We start from the raw sequence: 21,518 nt of genomic DNA, 5'->3' as shown, positions 1-21,518 counted from the left end.
AACGGCGCGCGGAGGGCGGCGTCAGATCGGATCGCCGGTTCCTGCCGGAGCGGTCACCCACAGCACCCGTGCCGGCGCGCCGGAAATATTGCGCAGGCGATGCTCTTCGTTGGCATCGAAGCAGAATCCGTCGCCCGCCTGCAGCCGCGCGACGACGCCGGAGACCTCCAGCGTCACTTCCCCCTCGACCACCACGCCCGCCTTCACCCCCGGATAGCGGTAGGTCTCCTCCCCGGTTCCCCCGCCGGGCGGGATCGCCAGCGCGAAGATCGACAGCTTGGTGTTGCCGCTCGGGGTGATGAGCTCCTTGACCATGCGGCTGGAGCCGAGGTTGCGGATCGCCCGATCGCCGGCCCGCCGCACGAATGCCGGCGTTGCTTCCGCCTCGGTCTCCTCGGCGCCGAAGAACGCGCCGATTCCGAGCCCGAGGGCCTGGCGCACCTTGGTCAGCGTCCGCATCGACGGGCTCGCCCTGTCCCGCTCGATCTGGCTGAGCGTGCCGGGCGAGATCTCGGCCGCCCGCGCAAGCTCGTTCAGGGACAGTCCGCGCTCGGCACGCAGGAGCTTGATGCGGGCACCGATCCCCTCGTCCCGTTCCGAGGCCTTGACCGGCTGTTCCTGCGTTCTCATGGGTCGGCTTCCACTCCCCCGATCCTGTCAATTGGCGCGCAAGCATCGAGACCGGCCGCATCAGAACTGCACTCGCCGCGTCGCGGGCGTGCCGTGCGCGTCCTCGAACGCGGCGATCTCACTCAGTCCGATGATCTCGTTATAGTCGCGGAAACCGGCCATCTCCACTGGAGGATTGGCGGCACCGCCGCTGTCGCGGATATGGACGAGGATGGCGCGAATAGCCGGGATCGCCGCAAAGATGGTCTGGCCGGGATAGACCGCGAGGCGGTAGCCCATCGCGGCGAGTTCGGTGCGGCCGACCGCAGGCGTGCGCCCGCTGGCGGAGGCATTGTACTGCAGCGGACAGTCAAACCGCCGGCCGACCGCGGCCAGTTCTTCCAGGGTGCGTGGCGCCTCCACGAAGATGACGTCCGCGCCGGCCTCCCGATAGAGCGCCGCCCGGTCGAGCGCGGCCTCGAACCCTTCGATGGCGATGGCATCCGTGCGGGCGATGATCACCAGATCCGGGTCGCGCCGCGAATCGACGGCGGCGCGGACCTTGCCCACCATCTCCGCGGCCGGAACCACAGCCTTTCCTCCGAGATGGCCGCACCTCTTGGGCGAGACCTGGTCCTCGATCTGGAGCGCCGCGACGCCCGCCCGCTCATATTCGCGCACCGTGCGCCGCATGTTGACCGGGCCGCCATAGCCGGTGTCCGCATCCGCGATCACCGGAAGCCCCCCGGCGGCATCGACGATGCGCGCCGCGTTGTCCACCATCTCGCTCATGGTCAGCAGGCCAACGTCGGCCATGCCGAGGCGGACGGCGCTGGTCGAATCGCCGCTCATATAGACCGTCTCGAAGCCGGCTTCCGCCACGAGGCGGGCAGCGAGCGCATCGGCGACGCCGGGGGACGGCACCGCCCGGTCTCCCGCCAGAAGGACACGCAGCCTTGCGGCCGCCGTTCCGCCGCTCATTTTCCAATCCCCACGTTCCAGAACCGGGACAGGCCGAGGGCATTCGGCTTGTAGCCGCTCATGCGGACGGACTGCGCGTTGAGGAAGGAGACATTGAAGAGAACGATCGCGGGAATATCGTCCATGACGATATCTTGCGCTTCCGCATACAATTTCTTGCGCGTGTCCTGGGACATGGACGCCCGCGCCGTCTCGACGACCTTGTCGTACGCCGGATTGTTGTAGGCGTTCACGGCGGATGAGGAGTGGAGGCGCTGGAAATAGACCTGATCGGGATCCATGCGACCAGAAATCGATGTCATGCCGAAGTTGTATGTGGGCTTCTTGGCGTAGACGATCGACATCACACCGGCAGAATCGACCGGGTGGACCTCGATCTTGATCCCCGCCTGCCCCAGCATCTGTTGCAAGACGAGAGCCGCATTGAGGGAATATTCGGTCGAATTCGACACGTGGATGGTCAGCGTCTCGCCCCGGTAGGCCGTCTTCGCAAGAAGCGCCTTGGCGGCGCTGAGGTCGTACTTATGCCGCACGGCCATGGAGGGGGTGAACCAGGCCCGAAGCTCGGGATGCAGGAAGGCGTTGTTGACTCCGCCGTGTCCGGCGACCGAGGCTTCCATGAGCGTCTTGTAGTCGATGCTCGAGGCCACCGCCTTGCGGAAGTTGAGGTCATTGGTCGGCGCGACCGTGACGCCGAGCCAGAGCACCAGGGATTCGAAGCTCGGCTCCTCCATCTGCTTCGCGGCCCGCGACGCGGCCAGACGTTCGAAGTCGTTGACGTCGAGGAGCAGCGCGAAGTCCAGCTCGCCGGTCTCAAGCGCGGTGGCCCGGGCCGAGGACACGGGTACGACGCGGAACTCGATCTCGTCGACCTGCGCCTCGCGTCGGCCGCCCAGGCCTGTCGGCCCGTCGAAGCTGGTGTCGACGGAGTAGTTGTCGAATTTCTTCACCCGCAGCAGCCGGCCGGGCTGGTACTCGACCCACGCGAACGGTCCGGTTCCGATGGGCTTCGAGATGGTGCCGCCCTGGGCCTTGTCGAGGTCCTTCGGCATGATGTAGCCGCCGAACGGGCCGGCGAGCGTCGCCGGAAGGCTGGGGGAGGGGTCCTTCAGCACGATCTCGACCGTGCGCGGGTCGATGACGTTGACCGCCTTTATGCCGGAATAGCTGCCCTTGCTCGGCGACACCTCCTTCAGGCGCTCGACCGACCATTTCACGTCGTCGGCGTCCAATGTCTTGCCGTTGTGGAAGACGACGTTCTCGCGCAGGTGGAACACGTAGCGCCCGCCGTCGTCGAGCACGTCCCAGGACTTCGCCAGCTGCGGGATGACCTCATAATTCTCGTCGAAGGTGACGAGGTTCTCGACCACGTGCTTCATCACCATGTGGGTGACCATGGCGCGCGACATCTGCGCATCGGGAATCGGCAGGTCCTGGTGGACGCCGACGAGCAGGCGCTTGCCCGCCTGCGCCCAGCCCCGCGTCGGCACGATGGCCGTCGCCGCAAGGAGGCCAGCCGCGCCTTTGAGGACGTCGCGCCGGCGCATGCGCCCGGCGCGCGAGAGACGCTCACCAATCAGGTCTTTCATGGGTCACCCATTTGGTATGCCGAACGTTTGTCAGCTCTGGAAAGGCGAAAATCTTTCTTTCAAGCCAATTTTGAGATCGTTGGCCGTGAAACCATATTGCAAACAGCGCATAGCCATACGATAAAAGAAACGGTTGCGGGTCAAGCCTCAAAAATAGACATGCCGCTATCGGCGGCAGGAAGGGCTGAGATGGCTGATGTTCCAGCTCCGTCAGATCGCTCGTGGTGGCTGGAAGAAGCGTTGTCCAGCGAGCCCGACAGCACGCGGACGCCGGCGCTCAGGGGCCATCGCAATGTGGACGTGGCGATTGTCGGCGGCGGCTTTGCTGGCCTCTGGACCGCATTGAAGCTCAAAAAACGGGCGCCTGCGCTTTCCATCGCCATCATCGAGCGCGACATCTGCGGGGGCGGCGCGAGCGGCAAGAATGGCGGCAAGGTCGCCGGCTACTGGACCGCGCTCGGGCGGGTCTCCGAGGCCTACGGCGCAGAAGCGGCTCTGGAGCTGGCCCGGCTCGGCACGCTGGCCCAGGACGAAATCCGCGCCTTCTGCGCCGAACGCGATGTTTGGTGGCACGAACGGGGCGCCGTCGTCGTCGCCACCTCGGCCCGGGAGGAGGAAAGTCTGGAGGCGGCCCTGGAGACCGCCACCAGCCTGGGCGTCCCCCAGAGCGTGCGCCGCCTGAGCGCGCAGGAGGCCCAGGCCTTGTGCCGGATTCCGCGCGCCCGCATGACGATCCACTATGCCGAGGGCGCGACCGTTCAACCGGCGCGGCTCGCCCGGGCGCTGCGGTGCGCTGCGCTCGCCAGCGGCGTGGCGATATTCGAGCACACGGCGATGACGGCCCTGTCCTCCGGTTCGCCAAACGCGATCGAGACCCCGTCCGGCACCATCACGGCCACCCACGTCGTCCTGGCGACCAACACCGAGTTGTCCCGCCACCCCCTGGCACGCGATTATCTTTCGGTCTTCTCCAGCTATGTTGTCGCCACCGCGCCGTGCCCCGAGGCCCTAGCCGCCATCTGGCCGTCGGATGCGGGCTATGCCGATGCCGCGATGTTCCTGCACTATTTCCGCAAGACCGACGACGGGCGCGTGATCATGGGCAGCGGCTCCGGTCCGGTCGCCGCCTGGGGCGATCCCAATGCGGCCTCGAACACCCACGATTTGGCTAGCGTCGCGCGCGCGGCGGCCGGCATCGCCCACCTGCTGCCCGACTTGAAGGTGCCGATCGCGGCGAGCTGGGGCGGCGGCATCGACGTCGCCTCGGACCGCCTGCCGTTCGTGCGCACCGTTCCGGGACGCCAGGTGCATCTGGCGGCCGGCCTTTCCGGCCATGGCGTCAACCCGACCGCCCTCGTCGCCGAGACGCTGGCCTCGCGCATTCTCGGCGACGAGGATGCCTGGAGCCGATCGATCATCGCCAGCCGGACGCTGCCGAAGCTTCCGCCGGAGCCGTTCCGCACCCTTGGCGGACGCGCGGTCCGCTGGGGCATCCTGTCGTGCGAGGCCGCTGAAAGGCAGGAGCGCCAGCCACCCGCTCAAGCGCGCCTTCTCGCTGCTTTGCCCAAGCTCATGGGCCTCAGGGTCGGCGTGCGATGAGTTCCGCTTCCCGCGAAAGGCAGGCCGATGCGTGAGACGCCCCGCACCCTGTTCCAGAAGATCTGGGATGCCCATACGGTCGCCACTGACGACGACGGTTCGGCTCTTCTCTATATCGACCGGCACTATCTTCAGGACGGCTCGCCGCGAAAGTTCACGCTGCTGGCGGACCGCGGCCTGCCGGTGCGCCGGCCCGATCTCACCTTCGCCGTGCACGACCATTACGCGCCGACCCTCGGCGGCCGGCTCGCCGACGTGGCGGACGCCGACGCGCGCCAGCTCCTCACGGACCTGTCCCGCCACGCGCGCGAGAACGGGATCGAGATCTTCGAGCTCGGGGACCGGCGGCAGGGCATCATCCATGTCGTTGGGCCCGAGCTTGGGATCAGCCTGCCGGGAACGACGATAATCTCCAGCGATTCCCACACGCCCACGCATGGCGGGCTCGGCGCGTTCGCCATCGGCGCGGGAGCGGGAGAGTGCGCCGGCGTGCTCGCCACCCAGTGCTGCTGGGTCGCGCGGCCGAAGACGATGCGCGTCACCGTCGGCGGCCGGCTGCCGCAGGGCACCAGCGCCAAGGATCTGGCGCTGGCGGTGCTGGCGCGGATCGGCGCCGGCGGGGCGGCCGGCCATGCGGTCGAATTCGCCGGCGAGGCGATCGCCGCGCTTGGCGTGTCCGGGCGCCTCACCTTGTGCAACATGATCGTGGAATCGGGCGCGAGGACCGGGCTCATCGCGCCGGACGAGACCATCTATGCCTATCTCGAAGGCCGGCCCTACGCCCCCGCCGGGGATGCCTTCGATCAGGCGGTGGCCCGCTGGAGCCGGCTGCCGACCGATCCCGATGCCGTCTTCGACCGCGAGCTCGGCATCGACGCCGCGACCCTGGGCCCGATGATCACCTGGGGAACCAGCCCCGATCAGGTGGTGCCAGTGGGCGACCGCGTGCCCGATCCTGCGAAGGCCGCAGGCGCGGACCAGGCCGCCGTCTGGCGCGCGGCGCAGGAATACATGGGGCTCGCGCCCGGCACGCCGCTGGAGGGGCTGAAGGTCGATCGCGTGTTCATCGGCTCCTGCACCAACGCCCGCCTGGAGGACCTGCGCGAAGCCGCCGCCGTGGTGCGAGGGCGCAAGGCCAAGATCCGCGCCTGGGTGGTTCCCGGCTCCACTGCCGTGCGCGCGGCGGCCGAGGCGGAGGGGTTGGACAGGGTGTTCGAGGAGGCCGGGTTCGAGTGGCGCCAATCGAGTTGCTCCATGTGCGTCACCCAGAACGGCGACAAGGCGGAACCTGGCGAGCGGTGTGTCTCCACCACCAACCGCAACTTCGTCGGGCGCCAGGGGGCGGGTGCCCGCACCCATCTGGCGAGCCCCGCTTTGGCGGCGGCAGCCGCCGTCACCGGCGCCATCACCGACGTGCGTCGTCTGATGGACGGAGCGATCTGATGACCCCCATCGTCCGGCTGACCGCGATCGCCGTCCCGCTGCCAACCGCCAATATGGACACCGACCAGATCTTTCCGGCGCGCTATATGAGCCGGTCCCGGAGCGGCGGCTTCGGCGATCTGGCATTTCGCGATCACCGCTTCGCCGCGGACGGCGCGCTCAGGTCCGATTTCGTGCTCAATCAGGCGGTCTATGAGGGCGCCCAGGTCCTCGTCGCCGGCAAGAATTTCGCCTGTGGCTCCGCGCGCGAGCAGGCCGTCCATGCGCTGCTCGACTATGGTTTCCGGGCGGTGATCGCGGTCAGCCTCGGCGACATCTTCGCCTCCAGCGCGCCGGAGAATGGCCTTCTCGCGGTGGCGGTCGGCTCCGAGGCGGCCGCGGCGATCCAGCAGCGCCTTGCGGTGGCGCCGGGCCTCGCCCTCAGCATAGATCTCGACCAGCGTAGGATCGAGGTGCCCGGCCTCGCCCCTGTCCTGTTCGCGATCTCGGAGCGGCATCGGGAGATGCTCATGCGCGGTCTCGATCCGCTGAGCCAGCTGCTGCAGATGGAACCCCGCATCGCCGCCTTCGAAGCGGCACACGACACCGCGATGCCGGGCTGAGGTTCCCGCCGGGCCAGGTTACACATTCGATGTCGGGCAGAATGACGATCCAGGAACGCACTCAGGGGATGGTTTTGGATCACCACCCTTCGGGCTTCCTCCTCTCGGAATGGCACCATGACCATAGCGGCGGCTGACCTGCGCCAGCTATAGACAGAGGCATCCAAGATGCAGGCCTTGCGGCAGGCCGATGGGGAAGCCCACGTTCCCTCGTCGGTCTGACACAGGACACCCAATCCGGCTTGCTCGATATTCCGACTGCCGGTAGGCCAGGAAAGATCGCCGGCCATGATGACCCGAAGGGAGAGAGGCCTCTCCACGGCAAACATCAAGGCCGAGTTAGCCTCTATTTTTCATTGGCTTAAATGGCGCGCCGGGGAAGATTCGAACTCCCGACCCCCAGATTCGTAGTCTGGTGCTCTATCCAGCTGAGCTACCGGCGCATTTTCCCGCGGCGTCGGCTGAGGGCCGGACGGGGGAGGTGACCCTCCCCGGGGATCGCAGCGGCCTGCGCTGCGAGGACCCGTCAGCTACTCCTTTTCCCCGACCCTGGCAAGGCAAAAGACGCCGAATGTCCCCGCGCCCAGCACGGCAGCCGCGGACTGTGGAAAACCGGAGAGACGGTCGGCGCCACCCATAGCGCAACATCGGCCACGCCGGTGGCCATCCCGCGGCTTGTGGTGTCTCCCGAATCCGGGTCGGTTTCCATTCGCGCGTCGGGAGGCCGCCTGACAGGGCCGACGCGGAGCCCCCACCGGGAAACAGGCGAGAAGGGCGATGGACCGGCCGTCGATGCCGGAAACCGTCCGCGCATTCCTGCTCAGGCGCCAGCCAGGAGCGCGCCCCGGATTGCAGGAACAGGGGTGGCTGGGCCGTGTTGGGCAAGGACCTCGACGGGGCAGATCATCCGCTCACGCTCGCAGGCGCTCGCTGCGGTGCCGGGGATGATCCGGCTGGTCCGGAATCACGATCCTGAATGCGGTGCCGATCTCGCGGTCCACCAGCCGGATCTCGCCGCCATGGGCGCGCACGAGCTCCTCGGCGATGGGCAGCCCTAGCCCTGTCCCGCCCCTGCGGGCCGAAGCGACGAAGGCCTCGAACAGGTGCTCGCGCCGCGCCGCTGGGATGCCGGGGCCGGTGTCGGCGATCTCGATCTCCGTCCCGGTCGGCATGCGCCGGGCGGAGAGGATGATCTGGTCGCGCGCGGGGTCGTTGGGGGCACGCGCTTCCAGCGCCTGCAAGGCGTTGCGGCAGATGTTGAGGATCACGCGGAAGAGCTGCTCCGGGTCCGCGTCGGCCACCGCGCCATCCGCGATCCGGGTCTTCCAGGCAATGGACGAGCCGGGACCCAGCCCCAGAGTGTCGCGCACTTCCTCGAAAAGCTGGGCGAGCGGCACGTCGCGTCGATCGGGCAGGGGCTCCCGCGCCCGGCCATAGGAGAGCGTCTGCTCGCAATAGGCAACGGCGCGGTCGAGGGCCGCGATGAGCTTCGGGGCGAACCGCTGGACGGTCGGGTCCGGCAGGCCGGCGAGACGATCGGAGAGCAGCTGCGCCGAGGCCAGGAGATTGCGCAGATCATGATTGATCTTGGAAACCGCGAGGCCGAGGGCGGCGAGGTGGCTCTTCTGATGGAGTGTCTGGGACAGACCGCGCTGAAGCTCCTCCAGCGCCTCCTCGGCGGTGCCGATCTCGTCCGAGCGCCCGCTCGGCACGATGATGCGCGAGGCGTCCTCCGGGTTCTCGCGGAAGGCAGACATGCGCTCCGTGAGGCGCCGCATGGGCCGCACGAACAGCCAGTTCAGCGAGAAGTAGACCAGGATGCCAGCGGCCACCGCCACCAGCAGCGAGGTGAACAGCACCGTGGCCGCAAAGCCCAGCATGGCCCGCCGCAGCGGTGTCTCCGACAGCACGATCTCGATGAAATCGGCGCCCGGCGGCGGGTCGCCGACGAGGCGCAGGTAGCGTCCGTTGGGCGCGAGCAGCGTGTCGGCGGCGTCGCGCACCATCGTCCAGAGACCGCCCGTGCGCATGTCGATATGAACGTCCGCCTCGGGCGGCATGTCGGACATGGCGAGCAGGCGCCGCGTGTCCTCCTTCTTCACCACGATCACCTTGGCGCCGACGCTGGCCAGGAGGTCGTGGGTGAGATCCGCGGGGATGCGGTCCTGGGGTGCCGCGTCCAGCACCAAGGCGGCGGTGCGCGCTGCGGCGAGCCGGTCGGAGAGCCAGGCGGTGCGGTAGTTGGCTATGGTGGGGACGAGCACGGCGACTTCCGCCACCGCCACCACGCCCACGGTGAGGGCGAGAAGCTTGGCGGACAAGCCGAAGCCCCAGCGCCTGTGCGGCGCCGGAACGGCCTTGGCCCTCTCGCTCGCAATCCTGAACATGCCTTCTTTACGGCGGACAAAACCCCTGCGGATCTTCAGGCCGACGCCCTGATAATCGATTAGGTGAGAATAGGTATCATCTGCGCCCGCCGCTAGAGCCGGCTGCCGGAAGGGTAAATTGTACGCGAGATGGGCGGGCGCAGCCCGGAGAGGCCTTCTTCTCAGGACTCAAGGAAGCTGCGGAGCAGGTGCGGCCGGGCCCCTCGGATCGGAAAGGAGCCTCGCGGCAACCTATTCCTCCTCACCGAAGCGGTCCGCCACCAAGGCTTCCAGGGCGTCCAGAACCGTGCCGGCCTCGGGGCCGCGGGCGGTAACGGTGATCGCGGTTCCCGGCCCCGCGGCCAGCATCATCAGGCCCATGATGGAGGTGCCGCCCACCGCCTCGCCGTTCCGGCAGACGCTCACCGAGGCGTCGAAACGCTCCACCAGCTGCACGAATTTCGCGGAGGCCCTGGCGTGCAGGCCGCGCTTGTTCAGGATCGGCAGGCAGCGCGAGAGCGTCCCAGGCGCCAGCGGATGGCCGCACGCTACGGCGGGGTCGTCGCCCTCCGATTGCGCGCAACTGCCAAAATCATTTGCCGGCAAGGACACGGCTCGCGACATTGATGTACTTCCTGCCCGCTTCCTGGGCGCAGTTGACGGCCTCCGCGAGCGGCATCTCGCCCCTGACCTTGGCGAGCTTCACCAGCATCGGCAGGTTGATGCCCGCCACCACTTCCACGTCCGGAGAATTCATCACCGAAATGGCGAGGTTGGAGGGCGTGCCGCCGAACATGTCGGTGAGGATCACCACGCCGTCGCCGCTCTGCGCCTTGGCCACGGCGTCGATGATGTCATGGCGACGCCGCTCCATGTCGTCGTCGGGACCGATGGTCACCGTTTCGATCTGGGCCTGCGGTCCCATCACATGCTCCAGCGCGGAGCAGAATTCGACGGCGAGGCGGCCATGGGTGACGAGGACAAGACCGATCATATTTCCTCCGCCTTCACCCCCATGAAGGCCTCCCGCAGCGCGGGAGCGACATATTCAGAGCGGCTCAAAAAATACGCAAGGGGTGCAGCGCACAAAAGCACATTTAGTTTTGGTAATCCGCGCTCGAAAGCAGGGCTGCGAGCAGAAGCGAAGCCTCCTCCGCCGTGCCGGCCGAAATGCGCTGCAGCACGCATCCGCGAATTGAACCGATTAATGCCTCTTTTTCCGGCATGCGCATTGTTTGCGCGTCCGGCTGGAGGTCCACCTGACAGGCAAGCGCCACCGACGGGCGATGGGGCAGGCGGCGGATGCCGAGGCCACGCACCTCGATCAGGCCGGCGAGCAGCGGCGGCGGTCGCGCCGTGAGGACGCCGTCCTCCAGCTCCAGAACCACCCGGTCGTCCGCCACAAGCTCCGCGAGCGGAAGGCTGCGCGGGGCATCGAGGATCAGCTTCAGGGCGAGGGTCGACTTACCGGCGCCGGAAGGGCCGAGGATAAGGACGCCCTTGCCGTCGACGGCGACGCAGGTGCCATGCATGGTCAGCGGCGCTTGCGGGGCCGGGGCGGCGGCAGGCTCGCCGGGAGCGGCCACGGCTTCAGACCTTGGGCAGGCGCACCACGAAGCGCGCGCCCTCGATTTTCGGCGCGCCGGCCGCGTCGGTGCCCATGCGGTTCTCGGCCCAGATCTTTCCGCCGTGCGCTTCCACGATCTGCTTGGAGATGGACAGGCCGAGCCCCGAATTCTGGCCGAAGCCCTGGTGCGGCCGATCCGTGTAGAAGCGCTCGAAGATGCGCGCCAGCGCGTCCGGCCGGATGCCCGGTCCGTCGTCGTCCACGAGGATCTGCGCGCCGTCCTTGAGGCGCCGGCAGGTGACGCGCACCGTCGCGCCGCGCGGCGAGAAGGAGCGCGCGTTGGAAACCAGGTTGTCCACCACCTGGCCGAGGCGCGAGGCGTGGCCCGCGACCTCGAAGTCTGCCGGCGCGCCGGGACCGCGCTCGAAGGCGAGGGTGACGCCGACGCCGTCGTCGCTGCGCACGTCCTGGGCCATGCCGACGACGGTCTCGAGCAGCTGCTTGAGGTCTACCGCCACCGCCTCCTGGCGCTGGAGCTCGGCATCGAGGCGGCTGGCGTCGGAGATGTCGGTAATCAGCCGGTCGAGGCGCTTCACGTCGTGCTGGATCACCTCCATGAGCCGGCCGCGCGAGGTGTCGCTCTTCGCCAGCGGCAGGGTCTCCACCGCGCTGCGCAGGGAGGTGAGGGGGTTCTTCAGCTCATGCGCCACGTCGGCGGCGAAGCTCTCGATCGCCTCGATGCGGTTGTAGAGTGCGCCCGTCATGTCGCGCAGTGCCCGCGATAGATGGCCGATCTCGTCCGAACGGGTGGAGAAGTCCGGGATCTCCACCCGCGTCTTGATGCGGCGCCGTACCCGCTCGGCGGCGGCGGCGAGCTTGCGCACCGGGTCGGCGATGGTGCCGGCGAGCAGCACGGAGAGCAGCACCATCACCGCCGCGGCGACCAGGAACACCCGCACGATGACGAAGCGCTCGGCGCGCACCGCCTCGTCGATCTCACCGCCCTGCGTGGAGAGCATCAGCACGCCGAGGATGGCGCGGAAGCGCTGGATCGGCACCGCCACAGAGATCACCACCCGGCCGCGGTCGTCCACGCGCACCTCGGCATCCTTCACGCCGACGGCGGCGGCGGCGACTTCCGGATAATTCTTTCCGGCCTGGGGGCCGAGCTCCTTGTAGAGCGGCAGGTCGCCGCGTCCGAACCAGAGCTGGACCGCGCGCCAGGCGCGCTCGAACACGTTGGGCGAGGGGCCCGCCGGATCGGGCAGATCGTAGCGCAGGATTTCCCCACGGGAATAGAGCGAGCGGGAATCGAGCAGCAATTGCCCGTCGCGGTCGTAGATGCGCGCGCGGGTGCCGGTCGGCCCCACCAGGCGGCGCAGCACCGGGGCGACGCGCTCCGGATTGATGGGGAACTCGAAGCTGGAGAAGCCCTCCTCCGAAGGCCCGTAGCTCTCGCCCGCCTGGAGCTCCAGCAGCCGCTCGGGGTCGAGGGTGATGGCATTGGTCTCGACCTGCGCCGACGAGGCGATGGCGGCGGCGATGATCTCACCCTGCACCATCAGGCTCTGCACGCGGGCGTCGATGAGGCCGGCGCGGAACTCCGACAGATAGAGGATGCCCGACACCAGCGCGCACAGCCCGGCGAGATTGAGCAGGACAATGCGGCGGGTGAGGGAGGAGAAGCTCTTGAAGGCGACGAAGCGCCGGGCGCGTCCAATGGCCCCCACGACGCCGCCGCGCGCCGGGCGCGCATCGGCAGCGGCCGGTGCCTCGCCCGGTTCGCCATCGCCCGGCGCAGGCGACGTCACGTCGGCGTCCAGGGCGCGCGCCTCGGCCGCCACGTCAGGCTCGTCATCGGCAGCGCCGGAGCGCGGCGCGATGCGCTGGGGAGCGCTCATTCCTTGAAGCGGTAGCCCACGCCGTAGAGGGTTTCGATCATCTCGAAGCTGTCGTCCACGGACTTGAACTTCTTGCGCAGCCGCTTGATGTGGCTGTCGATGGTGCGGTCGTCCACATAGACCTGGTCGTCATAGGCCGCGTCCATGAGGGCGTTGCGGCTCTTGACCACGCCGGGGCGCTGGGCCAGCGCCTGCAGGATCAGGAACTCGGTGACGGTGAGCGTCACCGGCTCGCCCTTCCAGGTGCAGGTGTGGCGCTCGGGGTCCATGCGCAGGTTGCCGCGCTCCAGCACCTTGGCGCTGTCCACCTCGCGCGGGACCGAGCCGTCCTTGGCGCCGACGCGGCGCAGCACCGCCTTCACGCGCTCCACCAGCAGGCGCTGGGAGAACGGCTTCTTGATGAAGTCGTCGGCGCCCATCTTGAGGCCGAACAACTCGTCGATCTCCTCATCCTTGGAGGTGAGGAAAATCACCGGCATGTCGGTCTTCTGGCGCAGGCGCCGCAGCAGCTCCATGCCGTCCATGCGGGGCATCTTGATGTCCAGGATGGCGAGATCCGGCGGGTTGGTCTTGAAGCCGTCGAGCGCCGAGGCGCCGTCCGTGTAGGTGTCGATGCGATACCCTTCCGCCTCCAGTGCGATGGACACGGAGGTGAGGATGTTGCGGTCGTCGTCGACGAGGGCGATGGTGGGCATGACACCTCTTTTGTATACCGTCCGGAGCTTCAGCCGTCCGAACCGGCCGCCTTGCAGCACGGCCTCGTGCGGTGAACCCGGTTCGCGTGGCCGAAATGTGACACGCAAGCGGTGAGGTGGAATAAATAGCGGGATTCTCGGTGAACGCCAAATTGTGGCGGAGGCGCCCGCGCCAATCACCCACCCATCATCCACACGGGCTCGGCTTCCCGCGAGCGGCCCGAGCGGGCGTGAAGCAGCACGACAAAGATTGGAATTGAAGCAAATCCAATCGAGGGCGGCGCAGTCCGTGCGCTCCTTTCGCGACAATCCTTGCGGGAGAACGGCCGGCGCGTGGGGGCGCCGTCGCGGCAGCCGGGCTGCGCCATTGGCCGCAGGCACTGCGCGCTTGCGTCCCGATCGGGCGGATGGACATGTTCCGCCGTCCAAAGGGAGACCCACCATGAGCGATACCGCCGCCGCCGCCGTCCGCCGGCTCATCCGTGAAGCCCGCTTCGGGGCGCTCGGCACCCTGGAGGAGAACGGCGCGCCCTATGCCTCGCTGGTGGCGGTGGCGACCGACGATGCCGGCCGGCCGACGTTCCTCATCTCCCGCCTTGCCAGGCACACCAAGAACATCGCCCGCGACACCCGCATCTCGCTCCTGGTGTCCGCTGCCGGTGTCGCCGATCCCATGAACTCGCCGCGGGCGAGCCTCCTCGGCCGCATCGTGCCCGCGGGCGAGGATGCTCGCCCGCGCTTCCTGGCGCGGCACGCGGACGCGGCGGGATACGCCGATTTCGCCGACTTCGCCTTCTACCGCATGGAGGTGGACGAGGCGCATCTGGTCGAGGGATTCGGGCGCATCATCGACGTGCCGGGGACGAAGCTGCTGACCGACTGGAGCACGGCCTCGGACCTGAAGGCCGCCGCCGAAGGCGTCATCTCACACATGAACTCCGACCACGCCGACGCGGTGGCGCTCTATGCCACGCGGCTCCTCGGCGCGCCCGAGGGCGACTGGCGGATGCTGGCGATTGATCCGGAAGGCTGCGAGCTCGCCATGGGCGATCGGGTGCGCCGGCTCGACTTCGCCGAGCATTGCACCAGTTCTGCTGCGGTGCGGAAGGAGTTGGTGCGCCTTGTGGGCGAAGCGCGCCGCGACAACGCGACCGTCATCTAAACGTTTGAATGGCATTTTCTTGATGCCTGGATCGCTCTAGTCTTGAGTGCGCTCCATACTGGATGCAGAAGACATCCGGACGGAGCTAAGCCGGCATATTGCCGCTGGGAAACTTAAGGAGGGCCGTTCGTGCTCGAAACTGGACATCGCAACAGTGCATGCGGCGCCGAGGCCTTTGGCCTGCGCAATCTCGCCGGGGTTCACTGGAACCTGCAGGCGCCCGAGCTCTATGAGCATGCGCTCGCGAAGAACGAAGCCAAGCTCTCCTCCGGCGGCGCGCTGATGGCGGAGACCGGTGTCCACACCGGCCGCAGCCCCAAGGACAAGTTCGTGGTGCGCGATGCGTCCACGGAAGGCGAGGTATGGTGGGACAATAATGGCGCCATCACCCCCGCGCAGTTCGAAACCCTCTACCAGGACTTCCTGAAGGCCGCCGAGGGCAAGGAGCTGTTCGCGCAGGACCTCTATGGCGGCGCCGATCCCTCCTGCCGCATCAAGGCGCGCGTCTACACCGAATACGCTTGGCACTCGCTGTTCATCCGCACCATGCTGCGCCGGCCCGAGCGGGCCGAGCTCGACGGCTACGTGCCCGACATGACCATCATCGACCTGCCGACCTTCAAGGCGGATCCCTCCCGGCACGGCGTTCGCTCCGAGACCATCATCGCCGTCGACTTCACCCGCGGCATCGTGCTGATCGGCTCCTCGTCCTATGCGGGCGAGATGAAGAAATCGGTCTTCACCTTCCTCAACTACCTGCTGCCCAAGAAGGGCGTCATGCCGATGCACTGCTCGGCGAACGTGGGCAAGGCGGGCGACGTCTGCCTGTTCTTCGGCCTCTCCGGCACCGGCAAGACCACGCTCTCGGCCGATCCGAAGCGCACCCTCCTGGGCGATGACGAGCACGGCTGGAGCCCCGAGGGCGTGTTCAACTTCGAGGGTGGCTGCTACGCCAAGACCATCCGTCTCTCCAAGGAAGCCGAGCCCGAGATCTTCGCCGCCTCCAACCGTTTCGGCACGGTGCTGGAGAACGTGATCCTCGATCCGGTCTCGCGTGTTCCCGACTTCGATGACGGGCGCCTCACAGAGAACACCCGCTCCTGCTATCCGCTGGACTTCATCCCCAACGCGAGCCCCACCGGCCGCGCGGGCATGCCCAAGAACCTGGTGATGCTGACCTGCGACGCCTTCGGCGTGCTGCCGCCCATCGCCAAGCTCACGCCGGCGCAGGCCATGTACCATTTCCTCTCCGGCTACACCGCCAAGGTCGCCGGCACCGAGAAGGGCGTTAAGGACCCGGAGGCCACCTTCTCGACCTGCTTCGGCGCCCCGTTCATGCCGCGCCATCCGTCGGTCTACGGCAACCTGCTGCGCGACCTCATTGCCAAGCACGGCGTCGACTGCTGGCTGGTGAACACGGGGTGGACCGGCGGCAAGTTCGGCGTCGGCCGGCGCATGCCCATCAAGGTCACGCGCACGCTCCTCACCGGCGCGCTGGACGGCTCGCTGAAGGACGTGTCCTACCGCACCGATCCCTATTTCGGCTTCGCGGTGCCGACCTCGGTGCCCGGCATCGAGCCGCACATCCTCTATCCGTCCAAGACCTGGGCGGACAAGGCGGACTTCGACGCCACCGCGCGCAAGCTCGTCGCCATGTTCCAGGAGAACTTCGGCAAGTTCGAGAAGCACGTGGACGCGGCGGTGCTGGAAGCCCAGCCGCAGGTGCGCCTCGCCGCCGAGTGAAGCGCGGCGCCATCGTGAGACCAGCGGCGGGGCGGCTTCGGCCGCCCCGTTCGCGTTCTGGGAGCCCTTACGCCCGCGGACCGAGGATGATGACCGCCGCGCCGGCGAGGCACAGCGCCGCGCCGATGGCGTCGAAGCGGTCGGGGCGCACGCCCTCCACGCTCCACATCCAAGCCAGCGAGGCGAGGATATAGACGCCGCCATAGGCCGCGAACGCGCGTCCGGCGGCCTCCGCCTCCACCTGCGTCAGCGCCAGCGCGAACACCACAAGGCTCGCCATGCCAGGCAGCAGCCACCACGGCGAGCCGCCCACGCGCACCACGTGCCAGAAGGCGAAGCAGCCGGCGATCTCGGTCAGGGCGGCAACCAGAAAGGCGGGGAGCGTCACGGGCATCACCTCAGCATGGTCGGCTTGACCCACCAGGACGGCTCGGCCGTCTTCACGCGGCGCGCGAGCGCAGCAGCGGTCCGGCAATCGGCGGTAAGAGCGAAAACGGTGGCGCCCGAGCCGGACATGCGCACGAGGGTGGCCTGCGGCCCGGCGGCGAGCAGCACCTTTGCCGCGCCGATGGCGGGCGCGAGGGCGAGCGCCGGCGGCTCCAGATCGTTCGGCAAAGCACGGATGGCGGCGAGCAGTGCCTCTGCATCGCCGGGAAAGGCGTCGGGATGGTCGGGGCCGGGCAGCACCGCGCCCGGCGCGAGCCCGAGCCCCTTGAAGACCGGAGCGGTCGGCACCGCCGCGCCGCAATTGACGAGGACGCAGGCAAGCGCGGGAATGCGCAGCGGCGCGGAAAGCATCTCTCCCCGCCCGCGCATGATGCGGGCACGCGGATCGAGACAGGCCGGCACATCGGACCCCACCTCCTGCGCGGCCGCGAACAGGCGCGGGTCGTCGGTCGGAAGGTCGTTGAGCTGCGCCAGCAGCCGCAGCGCCGCCGCCGCGTCCGCCGAGCCGCCGCCGAGACCGGCAGCCACCGGCAGGCGCTTTTCCAGCAGAAATCCGCCAAGCCGTGCGCCCGGCACTTGCGCGGCGAATTCCGTCGCTGCGCGCAAGACCAGATTGTCCGCGGCCGGCCCCGCCGCCGGGGCGGTCCGCCCCGTCACGCCGAGGCCGAGCGGCGCATCCGGATCGAGGTGGAGGAGATCGCCCGTCCCGGCGAACACCACCAGGCTGACGAGATCGTGAAACCCATCCGCGCGCCGCCCCAGGACGCGCAAGGTGAGGTTGATCTTGGCCGGAGCGCGCGCTGTCAGTCGGTGCATGAAGGGCTTATGCCGCTCCGCCGTGAGCGCGGCAAGCTGCGGCCGCCGCCGCTAAGGCCTCGGCGGCACCTGCGTTCCCCGCCCGACAGTGCCCGCCCGCGGGGTTGACCGCGCTTGCAGCGCACCAGGAAAGCCGCCATCCTCCCGCCATCTGGCGCGGCTAACGGTTCGCAGCGCAGGCCGCGCGTCGACATTCGGGATATCGCTGGTGAAGCCTTTCCGCGCCCTCTCCTCCGTTCTTCTTCTGGCCGGATGCGCCACCTTCTTCGGCGCGCTGCAACCAACGCCCGGATCGGCCCAGCCCTCGGACAGCGAGGTCACGCTTCCCGGCAGCTACCTCGCCGCCCGCTTCGCCACCGTGGAGCGGGAATCGGAGGTGGCGGCGTTCTACCTGCGGAACCTGCTCAAGCTCGACAAGGGCAACGAGGAGATCATCGAGCGCACCATGCTCGCCTCGCTCTTGGGCGGGCAGGTCGACGACGCCATGAAGTATGCCGACAAGATCGTGAAGGTGGACCGCACCCACCGCTTCGCGCGCTTCCTGCTCTCCGTGCGCGCCATCAAGCGCGGCCAATACCAGACTGCCCGCACCAACCTCTCGCTGGCGGTGAGCGGCCCGATCGATGACGTGACCGCGATGCTGCTGGCGCCGTGGCTCGCCTCGGCGACGCAGCGAACCGGCGTCGATCTCGTGGACCGCATCAGCACCACGCTCCTGGCCGCCTGGGCGACCTACGGGTCGGGCAACCCCAAGACCGGCGTCGAGCTGATCGACCGCCTCCAGGGGCCGGTCTGGTATGGCCAGTTCAAGGACCTGCACGCCGGGCTCATCCTCGACGCGGCGGGTCTCAAGAAGGAGGCCGGCGTCCGGCTCGAGGCGGCGGTGAAGAGCGAGCCGCTGACGGTGCGTGCCGTCGACGCCCATGTGCGCTGGGCCTCGCGCAATCTCGGCACCGCGGCGACGCTGGAGACCTACCAGGAGTTCGACCGGCGCTATTCCGGCGACCCCCTGGTCAAGTACATGATGGGCGAGCTGAGGAGCGGAAAGGCGATGCCGCCGCTCGTGCGCACGCCCCAGGAGGGCGCCGCCGAGGTGCTGTTCGGCCTCGCCGGCGTGCTGAGCCGGCAGGGGCTGGAAGACTATGCGCTCGCCTATCTCCAGCTCGCCATCTGGCTCTATCCCGATCATCCCATGGCCAGCATATCGCTCGCCGGCCTCTACGAGCTCATGCGCCAGCCGGCCAAGGCCATCGAGCTGTTCGCCTCCGTGCCTTCGAACTCGCCCCTGAAGGGGGATGCGGAGGTGCGCCTCGCCGTCAATCTCGACGCCGCCGACAATGCCACCGAAGCGCTCCGGCACCTGGGCAAGTTCATCGCCGCCCACCCGCAGGATCTCGACGCCGTCGTCGCCCTGGGGCGGATCCAGAACAATCGCAAGATGTTCGCCGAATGCGCAGTGACCTACAGCAAGGCCATAGCCCTGCTGCCCTCGCCCGGCGCCGGCAGCTGGCCGCTCTTCTATTCGCGCGGCATCTGCAACGAGCGCTCGAAGAACTGGCCGCAGGCCGAGGCCGACTTCCTGAAGGCGCTGGAGCTCAATCCCGAGCAGCCCCACGTGCTCAACTATCTCGGCTATTCCTGGGTCGACCAGGGGATCAACCTCGACAAGGGCCTCGAGATGATCCGCCGCGCGGCCAATCTGCGGCCGGACGACGGCGCGATCATCGACAGCCTGGGCTGGGCCTATTACCGGCTGGGCCGCTACGACGAGGCGGTGGCGGAGCTGGAGCGCGCCGTGATGCGCATGCCGCAGGACCCGGTGGTCAACGACCATCTGGGCGATGCCTACTGGCAGGTGGGGCGGCGCCTGGAGGCCGGGTTCCAGTGGAACCACGCGCGCGACCTCAAGCCGGAACCCGATCAGCTCGAGAAGATCGTGAAGAAGATCGAGAAGGGCCTCGACGCCGTGGAGCCGGCCGCGCCGCCGCCGGTGCGCAAGGCCGAGGACCAGAAGGAGAAGGGCGGCTGAGGGCCGAGCGCGGCCCGGCTCCCGCCTTCAGGCGAAATCTTCCTTCAGGCGAAATCTTTCGGATCGCCCGCCGGCGGCGCGCATGGCGCCGCCCGTAGGCTGTTGTCCGGTGGGCCCATCAACGACCCTTCGGTGGGCAGGCTTGGCCGGCGGGGCTCGGGCGTGGCCTTCATGGCGTGCCATCGCCCTGGATGCCATCGCCATGGCGACCGCGGACAGGCCTTTGCTGACCGCGGACGGTTTCCGCCGCCGCCGGCTCCGGGGGATCAGCGGGGCAGGGTGGTCGCGCCCATCAGCGCCTTGTCGATGGCATGGGCGGCCTGGCGGCCCTCGCGGATGGCCCACACGACGAGGGACTGGCCGCGCCGCATGTCGCCCGCCGCGTAGAGCTTGGGCACCGAGGTGAGGTAGCTCTCGTCGTCCGCCTGAAGATTGCCGCGCTTGTCGAGCGCCGCGCCGGACTGGTCGAGCAGGCCCGCCTTCAGTGGCCCGGCGAAGCCGATGGCGAGGAAGACGAGATCGGCGCGCAGCACGAACTCCGTGCCCGGGATAGGCTGGCGCTTGGCGTCCACCCGCGCGCACTTCACCCCCGTCACCCGGCCGTTGCGGCCCTCCACGCCCAGCGTCGCGCAGGCGAACTCGCGCTCGGCCCCTTCCGCCTGGGAGGAGGAGGTGCGGAACTTGGTGGGCCAGTAGGGCCACACCGCCAGCTTGTCCTCCTTGGCCGGCGGCACCGGGCGGATGTCGAGCTGGGTCACCGAGAGCGCGCCCTGGCGGAAGGCCGTGCCGACGCAGTCGGAGGCGGTGTCGCCGCCGCCTACGACGACCACATGCTTGCCGGCGGCGAGGATCGGCAGCTCGTCGATCCGCTCGCCGCCCTCGCGGCGGTTGGACTGCACGAGATAGGGCATGGCGAAGTGCGCGCCCTCCAGCTCCTGCCCGGGCAGGCCGGGATCGCGCGGCGCCTCGGCGCCGCCGGCGAGCAGCACCGCATCGTGCCGGTCGAGAAGCTCCTGGGTGGAGGTGGTGACGCCCACGTTCACGCCGTAATGGAAGGTGACGCCCTCGGCCTCCATCTGCTTCACCCGGCGGTCGATGTGGTGCTTCTCCATCTTGAAGTCGGGGATGCCGTAGCGCAGCAGGCCGCCGGCCTTGGGCTCGCGCTCATAGACGTGCACGTCATGGCCGGCGCGGGCGAGCTGCTGGGCTGCCGCCATGCCCGCCGGGCCGGAGCCGACCACGCCCACGCTCCTGCCGGTCTTCACCGCCGCCGGCTCGGGCTTGATCCAGCCCATCTTCCACGCCTTGTCGGCGAGGGCCTGCTCGACGGTCTTGATGGTGACCGGCATGTCCTCGAGGTTCAGCGTGCAGGCCTCCTCGCAAGGGGCGGGGCACACGCGGCCGGTGAACTCTGGAAAGTTGTTGGTGGAATGGAGGTTGGCAACCGCAGCCTCCCAGTCCTCGTTGTAGACGAGGTCGTTCCAGTCCGGGATCTGGTTGTGGATCGGGCAGCCGTTCGGCCCGTGGCAGAAGGGGATGCCGCAATCCATGCAGCGCGCCGCCTGATTCTGCACCTCGGCATCGGGCAGCGGCAGCGTGAACTCGCGGAAATGGCGGATGCGGTCGGAAGCGGGCTGATACTTCTGCTCGCGCCGATCGATCTCCAGAAAACCCGTGACCTTACCCATGCGAACCTCGTCGAAGGAGCCGATCCGCGCCGCGCGCCTGATGCTCCATTACAAGAATTGTTCCAGCTTGAGGACTCGGAATTCGTGTGCCTTCCGGCATGCATGACCGAGGCCCGGGGAGATCGCGCCCCATGGAGGGCGGGACGCGTCGCGAACCCTCTCCCCGGCGGGGAGAAGGCAGGGTGAGGGGAGGGCGCGGCCGGTCAGTCGCCTGCATGATCTGGACCTGACGCCCCTCACCCCATCCCTCTCCCCGCCGGGGAGAGGGAGCGCCCAGGTCC

18 protein-coding genes and 1 tRNA gene are annotated in these 21,518 nt (G+C 68.5%); 6 read left to right on the top strand and 13 right to left on the bottom strand.

What is annotated here, in order from left to right; genetic code table 11:
• Nucleotides 1–21: 21 nt before the first annotated feature.
• From V5F67_RS19105 to V5F67_RS19095, 3 genes are read right to left on the bottom strand one after another with little or no spacing between them, the layout of a single operon-like run.
• The gene (locus tag V5F67_RS19105; protein ID WP_394021864.1) at nt 22–630 is read right to left on the bottom strand and encodes a cupin domain-containing protein; all 609 of its coding nucleotides are present in this window, start codon (nt 628–630) and stop codon (nt 22–24) included.
• A 60-nt stretch (nt 631–690) separates the two neighbouring features.
• Nucleotides 691–1,590: an isocitrate lyase/PEP mutase family protein gene (locus V5F67_RS19100; protein ID WP_394021865.1), complete on the bottom strand. Its 900-nt coding sequence runs from the start codon at nt 1,588–1,590 to the stop codon at nt 691–693.
• Nucleotides 1,587–3,179: an ABC transporter substrate-binding protein gene (locus V5F67_RS19095; RefSeq protein WP_394021866.1), complete on the bottom strand. Its 1,593-nt coding sequence runs from the start codon at nt 3,177–3,179 to the stop codon at nt 1,587–1,589. The genes V5F67_RS19100 and V5F67_RS19095 overlap by 4 nt, the downstream gene beginning before the upstream one ends.
• Nucleotides 3,180–3,368: 189 nt before the next feature.
• On the opposite strand from V5F67_RS19095, the gene V5F67_RS19090 reads away from it, so the two are divergent.
• Genes V5F67_RS19090 through leuD form a run of 3 tightly spaced genes read left to right on the top strand, consistent with a single transcriptional unit; the run spans nt 3,369 to nt 6,823 of the window.
• Nucleotides 3,369–4,778, top strand: coding sequence for an NAD(P)/FAD-dependent oxidoreductase (locus tag V5F67_RS19090; RefSeq protein ID WP_394021867.1), 1,410 nt, complete (start codon nt 3,369–3,371; stop codon nt 4,776–4,778).
• 27 nt (nt 4,779–4,805) lie between these two features.
• Nucleotides 4,806–6,221 carry a 3-isopropylmalate dehydratase large subunit gene (gene leuC / locus V5F67_RS19085; protein WP_394021868.1) on the top strand — a complete coding sequence of 472 codons (1,416 nt, stop codon included), beginning with the start codon at nt 4,806–4,808 and terminating at the stop codon, nt 6,219–6,221.
• A complete protein-coding gene (gene leuD, locus V5F67_RS19080) occupies nt 6,221–6,823 on the top strand; it encodes a 3-isopropylmalate dehydratase small subunit (RefSeq protein WP_394021869.1) in 603 nt (200 codons plus the stop codon). Before leuC ends, leuD begins: the two co-directional genes overlap by 1 nt.
• Before the next feature lie 366 nt (nt 6,824–7,189).
• On the opposite strand, the gene V5F67_RS19075 is transcribed toward leuD, so the two are convergent.
• From V5F67_RS19075 to V5F67_RS19045, 7 genes are all read right to left on the bottom strand, one after another.
• A tRNA-Arg gene (locus tag V5F67_RS19075) sits at nt 7,190–7,266 on the bottom strand.
• Between the two features lie 468 nt (nt 7,267–7,734).
• The gene (locus tag V5F67_RS19070) at nt 7,735–9,210 is read right to left on the bottom strand and encodes an ATP-binding protein (protein WP_445328688.1); all 1,476 of its coding nucleotides are present in this window, start codon (nt 9,208–9,210) and stop codon (nt 7,735–7,737) included.
• A 231-nt stretch (nt 9,211–9,441) separates the two neighbouring features.
• Nucleotides 9,442–9,723 (bottom strand): HPr family phosphocarrier protein, encoded by a 282-nt coding sequence (locus V5F67_RS19065; RefSeq protein ID WP_509210666.1) that lies wholly within the window; start codon nt 9,721–9,723, stop codon nt 9,442–9,444.
• A 58-nt stretch (nt 9,724–9,781) separates the two neighbouring features.
• Nucleotides 9,782–10,183 carry a PTS sugar transporter subunit IIA gene (locus V5F67_RS19060; RefSeq protein ID WP_394021872.1) on the bottom strand — a complete coding sequence of 134 codons (402 nt, stop codon included), beginning with the start codon at nt 10,181–10,183 and terminating at the stop codon, nt 9,782–9,784.
• A gap of 103 nt (nt 10,184–10,286) precedes the next feature.
• On the bottom strand, nt 10,287–10,775 hold the full coding sequence (locus V5F67_RS19055; RefSeq protein WP_394021873.1) for an HPr kinase/phosphorylase: 489 nt from the start codon (nt 10,773–10,775) through the stop codon (nt 10,287–10,289).
• A 4-nt stretch (nt 10,776–10,779) separates the two neighbouring features.
• Complete coding sequence (locus V5F67_RS19050) at nt 10,780–12,657, bottom strand: sensor histidine kinase (protein WP_394021874.1); 1,878 nt, start codon at nt 12,655–12,657, stop codon at nt 10,780–10,782.
• A complete protein-coding gene (locus V5F67_RS19045) occupies nt 12,654–13,352 on the bottom strand; it encodes a response regulator transcription factor (RefSeq protein WP_394021875.1) in 699 nt (232 codons plus the stop codon). The genes V5F67_RS19050 and V5F67_RS19045 overlap by 4 nt, the downstream gene beginning before the upstream one ends.
• Nucleotides 13,353–13,794: 442 nt before the next feature.
• On the opposite strand from V5F67_RS19045, the gene V5F67_RS19040 reads away from it, so the two are divergent.
• Together V5F67_RS19040 and V5F67_RS19035 are read left to right on the top strand one after the other, a co-directional pair.
• Entirely contained in the window at nt 13,795–14,514 is a 720-nt protein-coding gene (locus tag V5F67_RS19040) for a HugZ family pyridoxamine 5'-phosphate oxidase (RefSeq protein ID WP_394021876.1), read from the top strand.
• 129 nt (nt 14,515–14,643) lie between these two features.
• A complete protein-coding gene (locus V5F67_RS19035) occupies nt 14,644–16,257 on the top strand; it encodes a phosphoenolpyruvate carboxykinase (protein ID WP_394021877.1) in 1,614 nt (537 codons plus the stop codon).
• Between the two features lie 67 nt (nt 16,258–16,324).
• On the opposite strand, the gene V5F67_RS19030 is transcribed toward V5F67_RS19035, so the two are convergent.
• Both V5F67_RS19030 and V5F67_RS19025 read right to left on the bottom strand, forming a co-directional pair.
• Nucleotides 16,325–16,651, bottom strand: coding sequence for a YnfA family protein (locus V5F67_RS19030; protein ID WP_394021878.1), 327 nt, complete (start codon nt 16,649–16,651; stop codon nt 16,325–16,327).
• Nucleotides 16,651–17,520 carry a 4-(cytidine 5'-diphospho)-2-C-methyl-D-erythritol kinase gene (locus tag V5F67_RS19025; RefSeq protein WP_394021879.1) on the bottom strand — a complete coding sequence of 290 codons (870 nt, stop codon included), beginning with the start codon at nt 17,518–17,520 and terminating at the stop codon, nt 16,651–16,653. Before V5F67_RS19025 ends, V5F67_RS19030 begins: the two co-directional genes overlap by 1 nt.
• 208 nt (nt 17,521–17,728) lie before the next feature.
• Here V5F67_RS19025 and V5F67_RS19020 point away from each other — a divergent pair, with 208 nt between their 5' ends.
• Entirely contained in the window at nt 17,729–19,549 is a 1,821-nt protein-coding gene (locus V5F67_RS19020; protein WP_394021880.1) for a tetratricopeptide repeat protein, read from the top strand.
• A 266-nt stretch (nt 19,550–19,815) separates the two neighbouring features.
• Here V5F67_RS19020 and V5F67_RS19015 read toward each other — a convergent pair whose 3' ends face one another.
• A complete protein-coding gene (locus tag V5F67_RS19015) occupies nt 19,816–21,237 on the bottom strand; it encodes a glutamate synthase subunit beta (RefSeq protein ID WP_394021881.1) in 1,422 nt (473 codons plus the stop codon).
• Nucleotides 21,238–21,518: the final 281 nt, after the last annotated feature.

It is taken from the genome of Xanthobacter pseudotagetidis (assembly GCF_043194795.2).
Taxonomy (GTDB): Bacteria; Pseudomonadota; Alphaproteobacteria; order Rhizobiales; family Xanthobacteraceae; genus Xanthobacter; species Xanthobacter tagetidis_A.
The sequence above is the reverse complement of the archived record's forward strand: the minus strand, read 5'-3'. Positions and strand labels throughout refer to the sequence as shown.

Excerpts from the sequence above, each read along its gene's own strand:
- V5F67_RS19105 (WP_394021864.1), bottom strand. The coding sequence starts at position 630 with ATGAGAACGCAGGAACAGCCGGTCAAGGCCTCGGAACGGGACGAGGGG.
- V5F67_RS19100 (WP_394021865.1), bottom strand. The coding sequence starts at position 1,590 with ATGAGCGGCGGAACGGCGGCCGCAAGGCTGCGTGTCCTTCTGGCGGGA.
- V5F67_RS19095 (WP_394021866.1), bottom strand. The coding sequence starts at position 3,179 with ATGAAAGACCTGATTGGTGAGCGTCTCTCGCGCGCCGGGCGCATGCGC.
- V5F67_RS19090 (WP_394021867.1), top strand. The coding sequence starts at position 3,369 with ATGGCTGATGTTCCAGCTCCGTCAGATCGCTCGTGGTGGCTGGAAGAA.
- leuC (WP_394021868.1), top strand. The coding sequence starts at position 4,806 with ATGCGTGAGACGCCCCGCACCCTGTTCCAGAAGATCTGGGATGCCCAT.
- leuD (WP_394021869.1), top strand. The coding sequence starts at position 6,221 with ATGACCCCCATCGTCCGGCTGACCGCGATCGCCGTCCCGCTGCCAACC.
- V5F67_RS19070 (WP_445328688.1), bottom strand. The coding sequence starts at position 9,210 with ATGTTCAGGATTGCGAGCGAGAGGGCCAAGGCCGTTCCGGCGCCGCAC.
- V5F67_RS19060 (WP_394021872.1), bottom strand. The coding sequence starts at position 10,183 with ATGATCGGTCTTGTCCTCGTCACCCATGGCCGCCTCGCCGTCGAATTC.
- V5F67_RS19050 (WP_394021874.1), bottom strand. The coding sequence starts at position 12,657 with ATGAGCGCTCCCCAGCGCATCGCGCCGCGCTCCGGCGCTGCCGATGAC.
- V5F67_RS19045 (WP_394021875.1), bottom strand. The coding sequence starts at position 13,352 with ATGCCCACCATCGCCCTCGTCGACGACGACCGCAACATCCTCACCTCC.
- V5F67_RS19040 (WP_394021876.1), top strand. The coding sequence starts at position 13,795 with ATGAGCGATACCGCCGCCGCCGCCGTCCGCCGGCTCATCCGTGAAGCC.
- V5F67_RS19030 (WP_394021878.1), bottom strand. The coding sequence starts at position 16,651 with ATGCCCGTGACGCTCCCCGCCTTTCTGGTTGCCGCCCTGACCGAGATC.
- V5F67_RS19025 (WP_394021879.1), bottom strand. The coding sequence starts at position 17,520 with ATGCACCGACTGACAGCGCGCGCTCCGGCCAAGATCAACCTCACCTTG.
- V5F67_RS19015 (WP_394021881.1), bottom strand. The coding sequence starts at position 21,237 with ATGGGTAAGGTCACGGGTTTTCTGGAGATCGATCGGCGCGAGCAGAAG.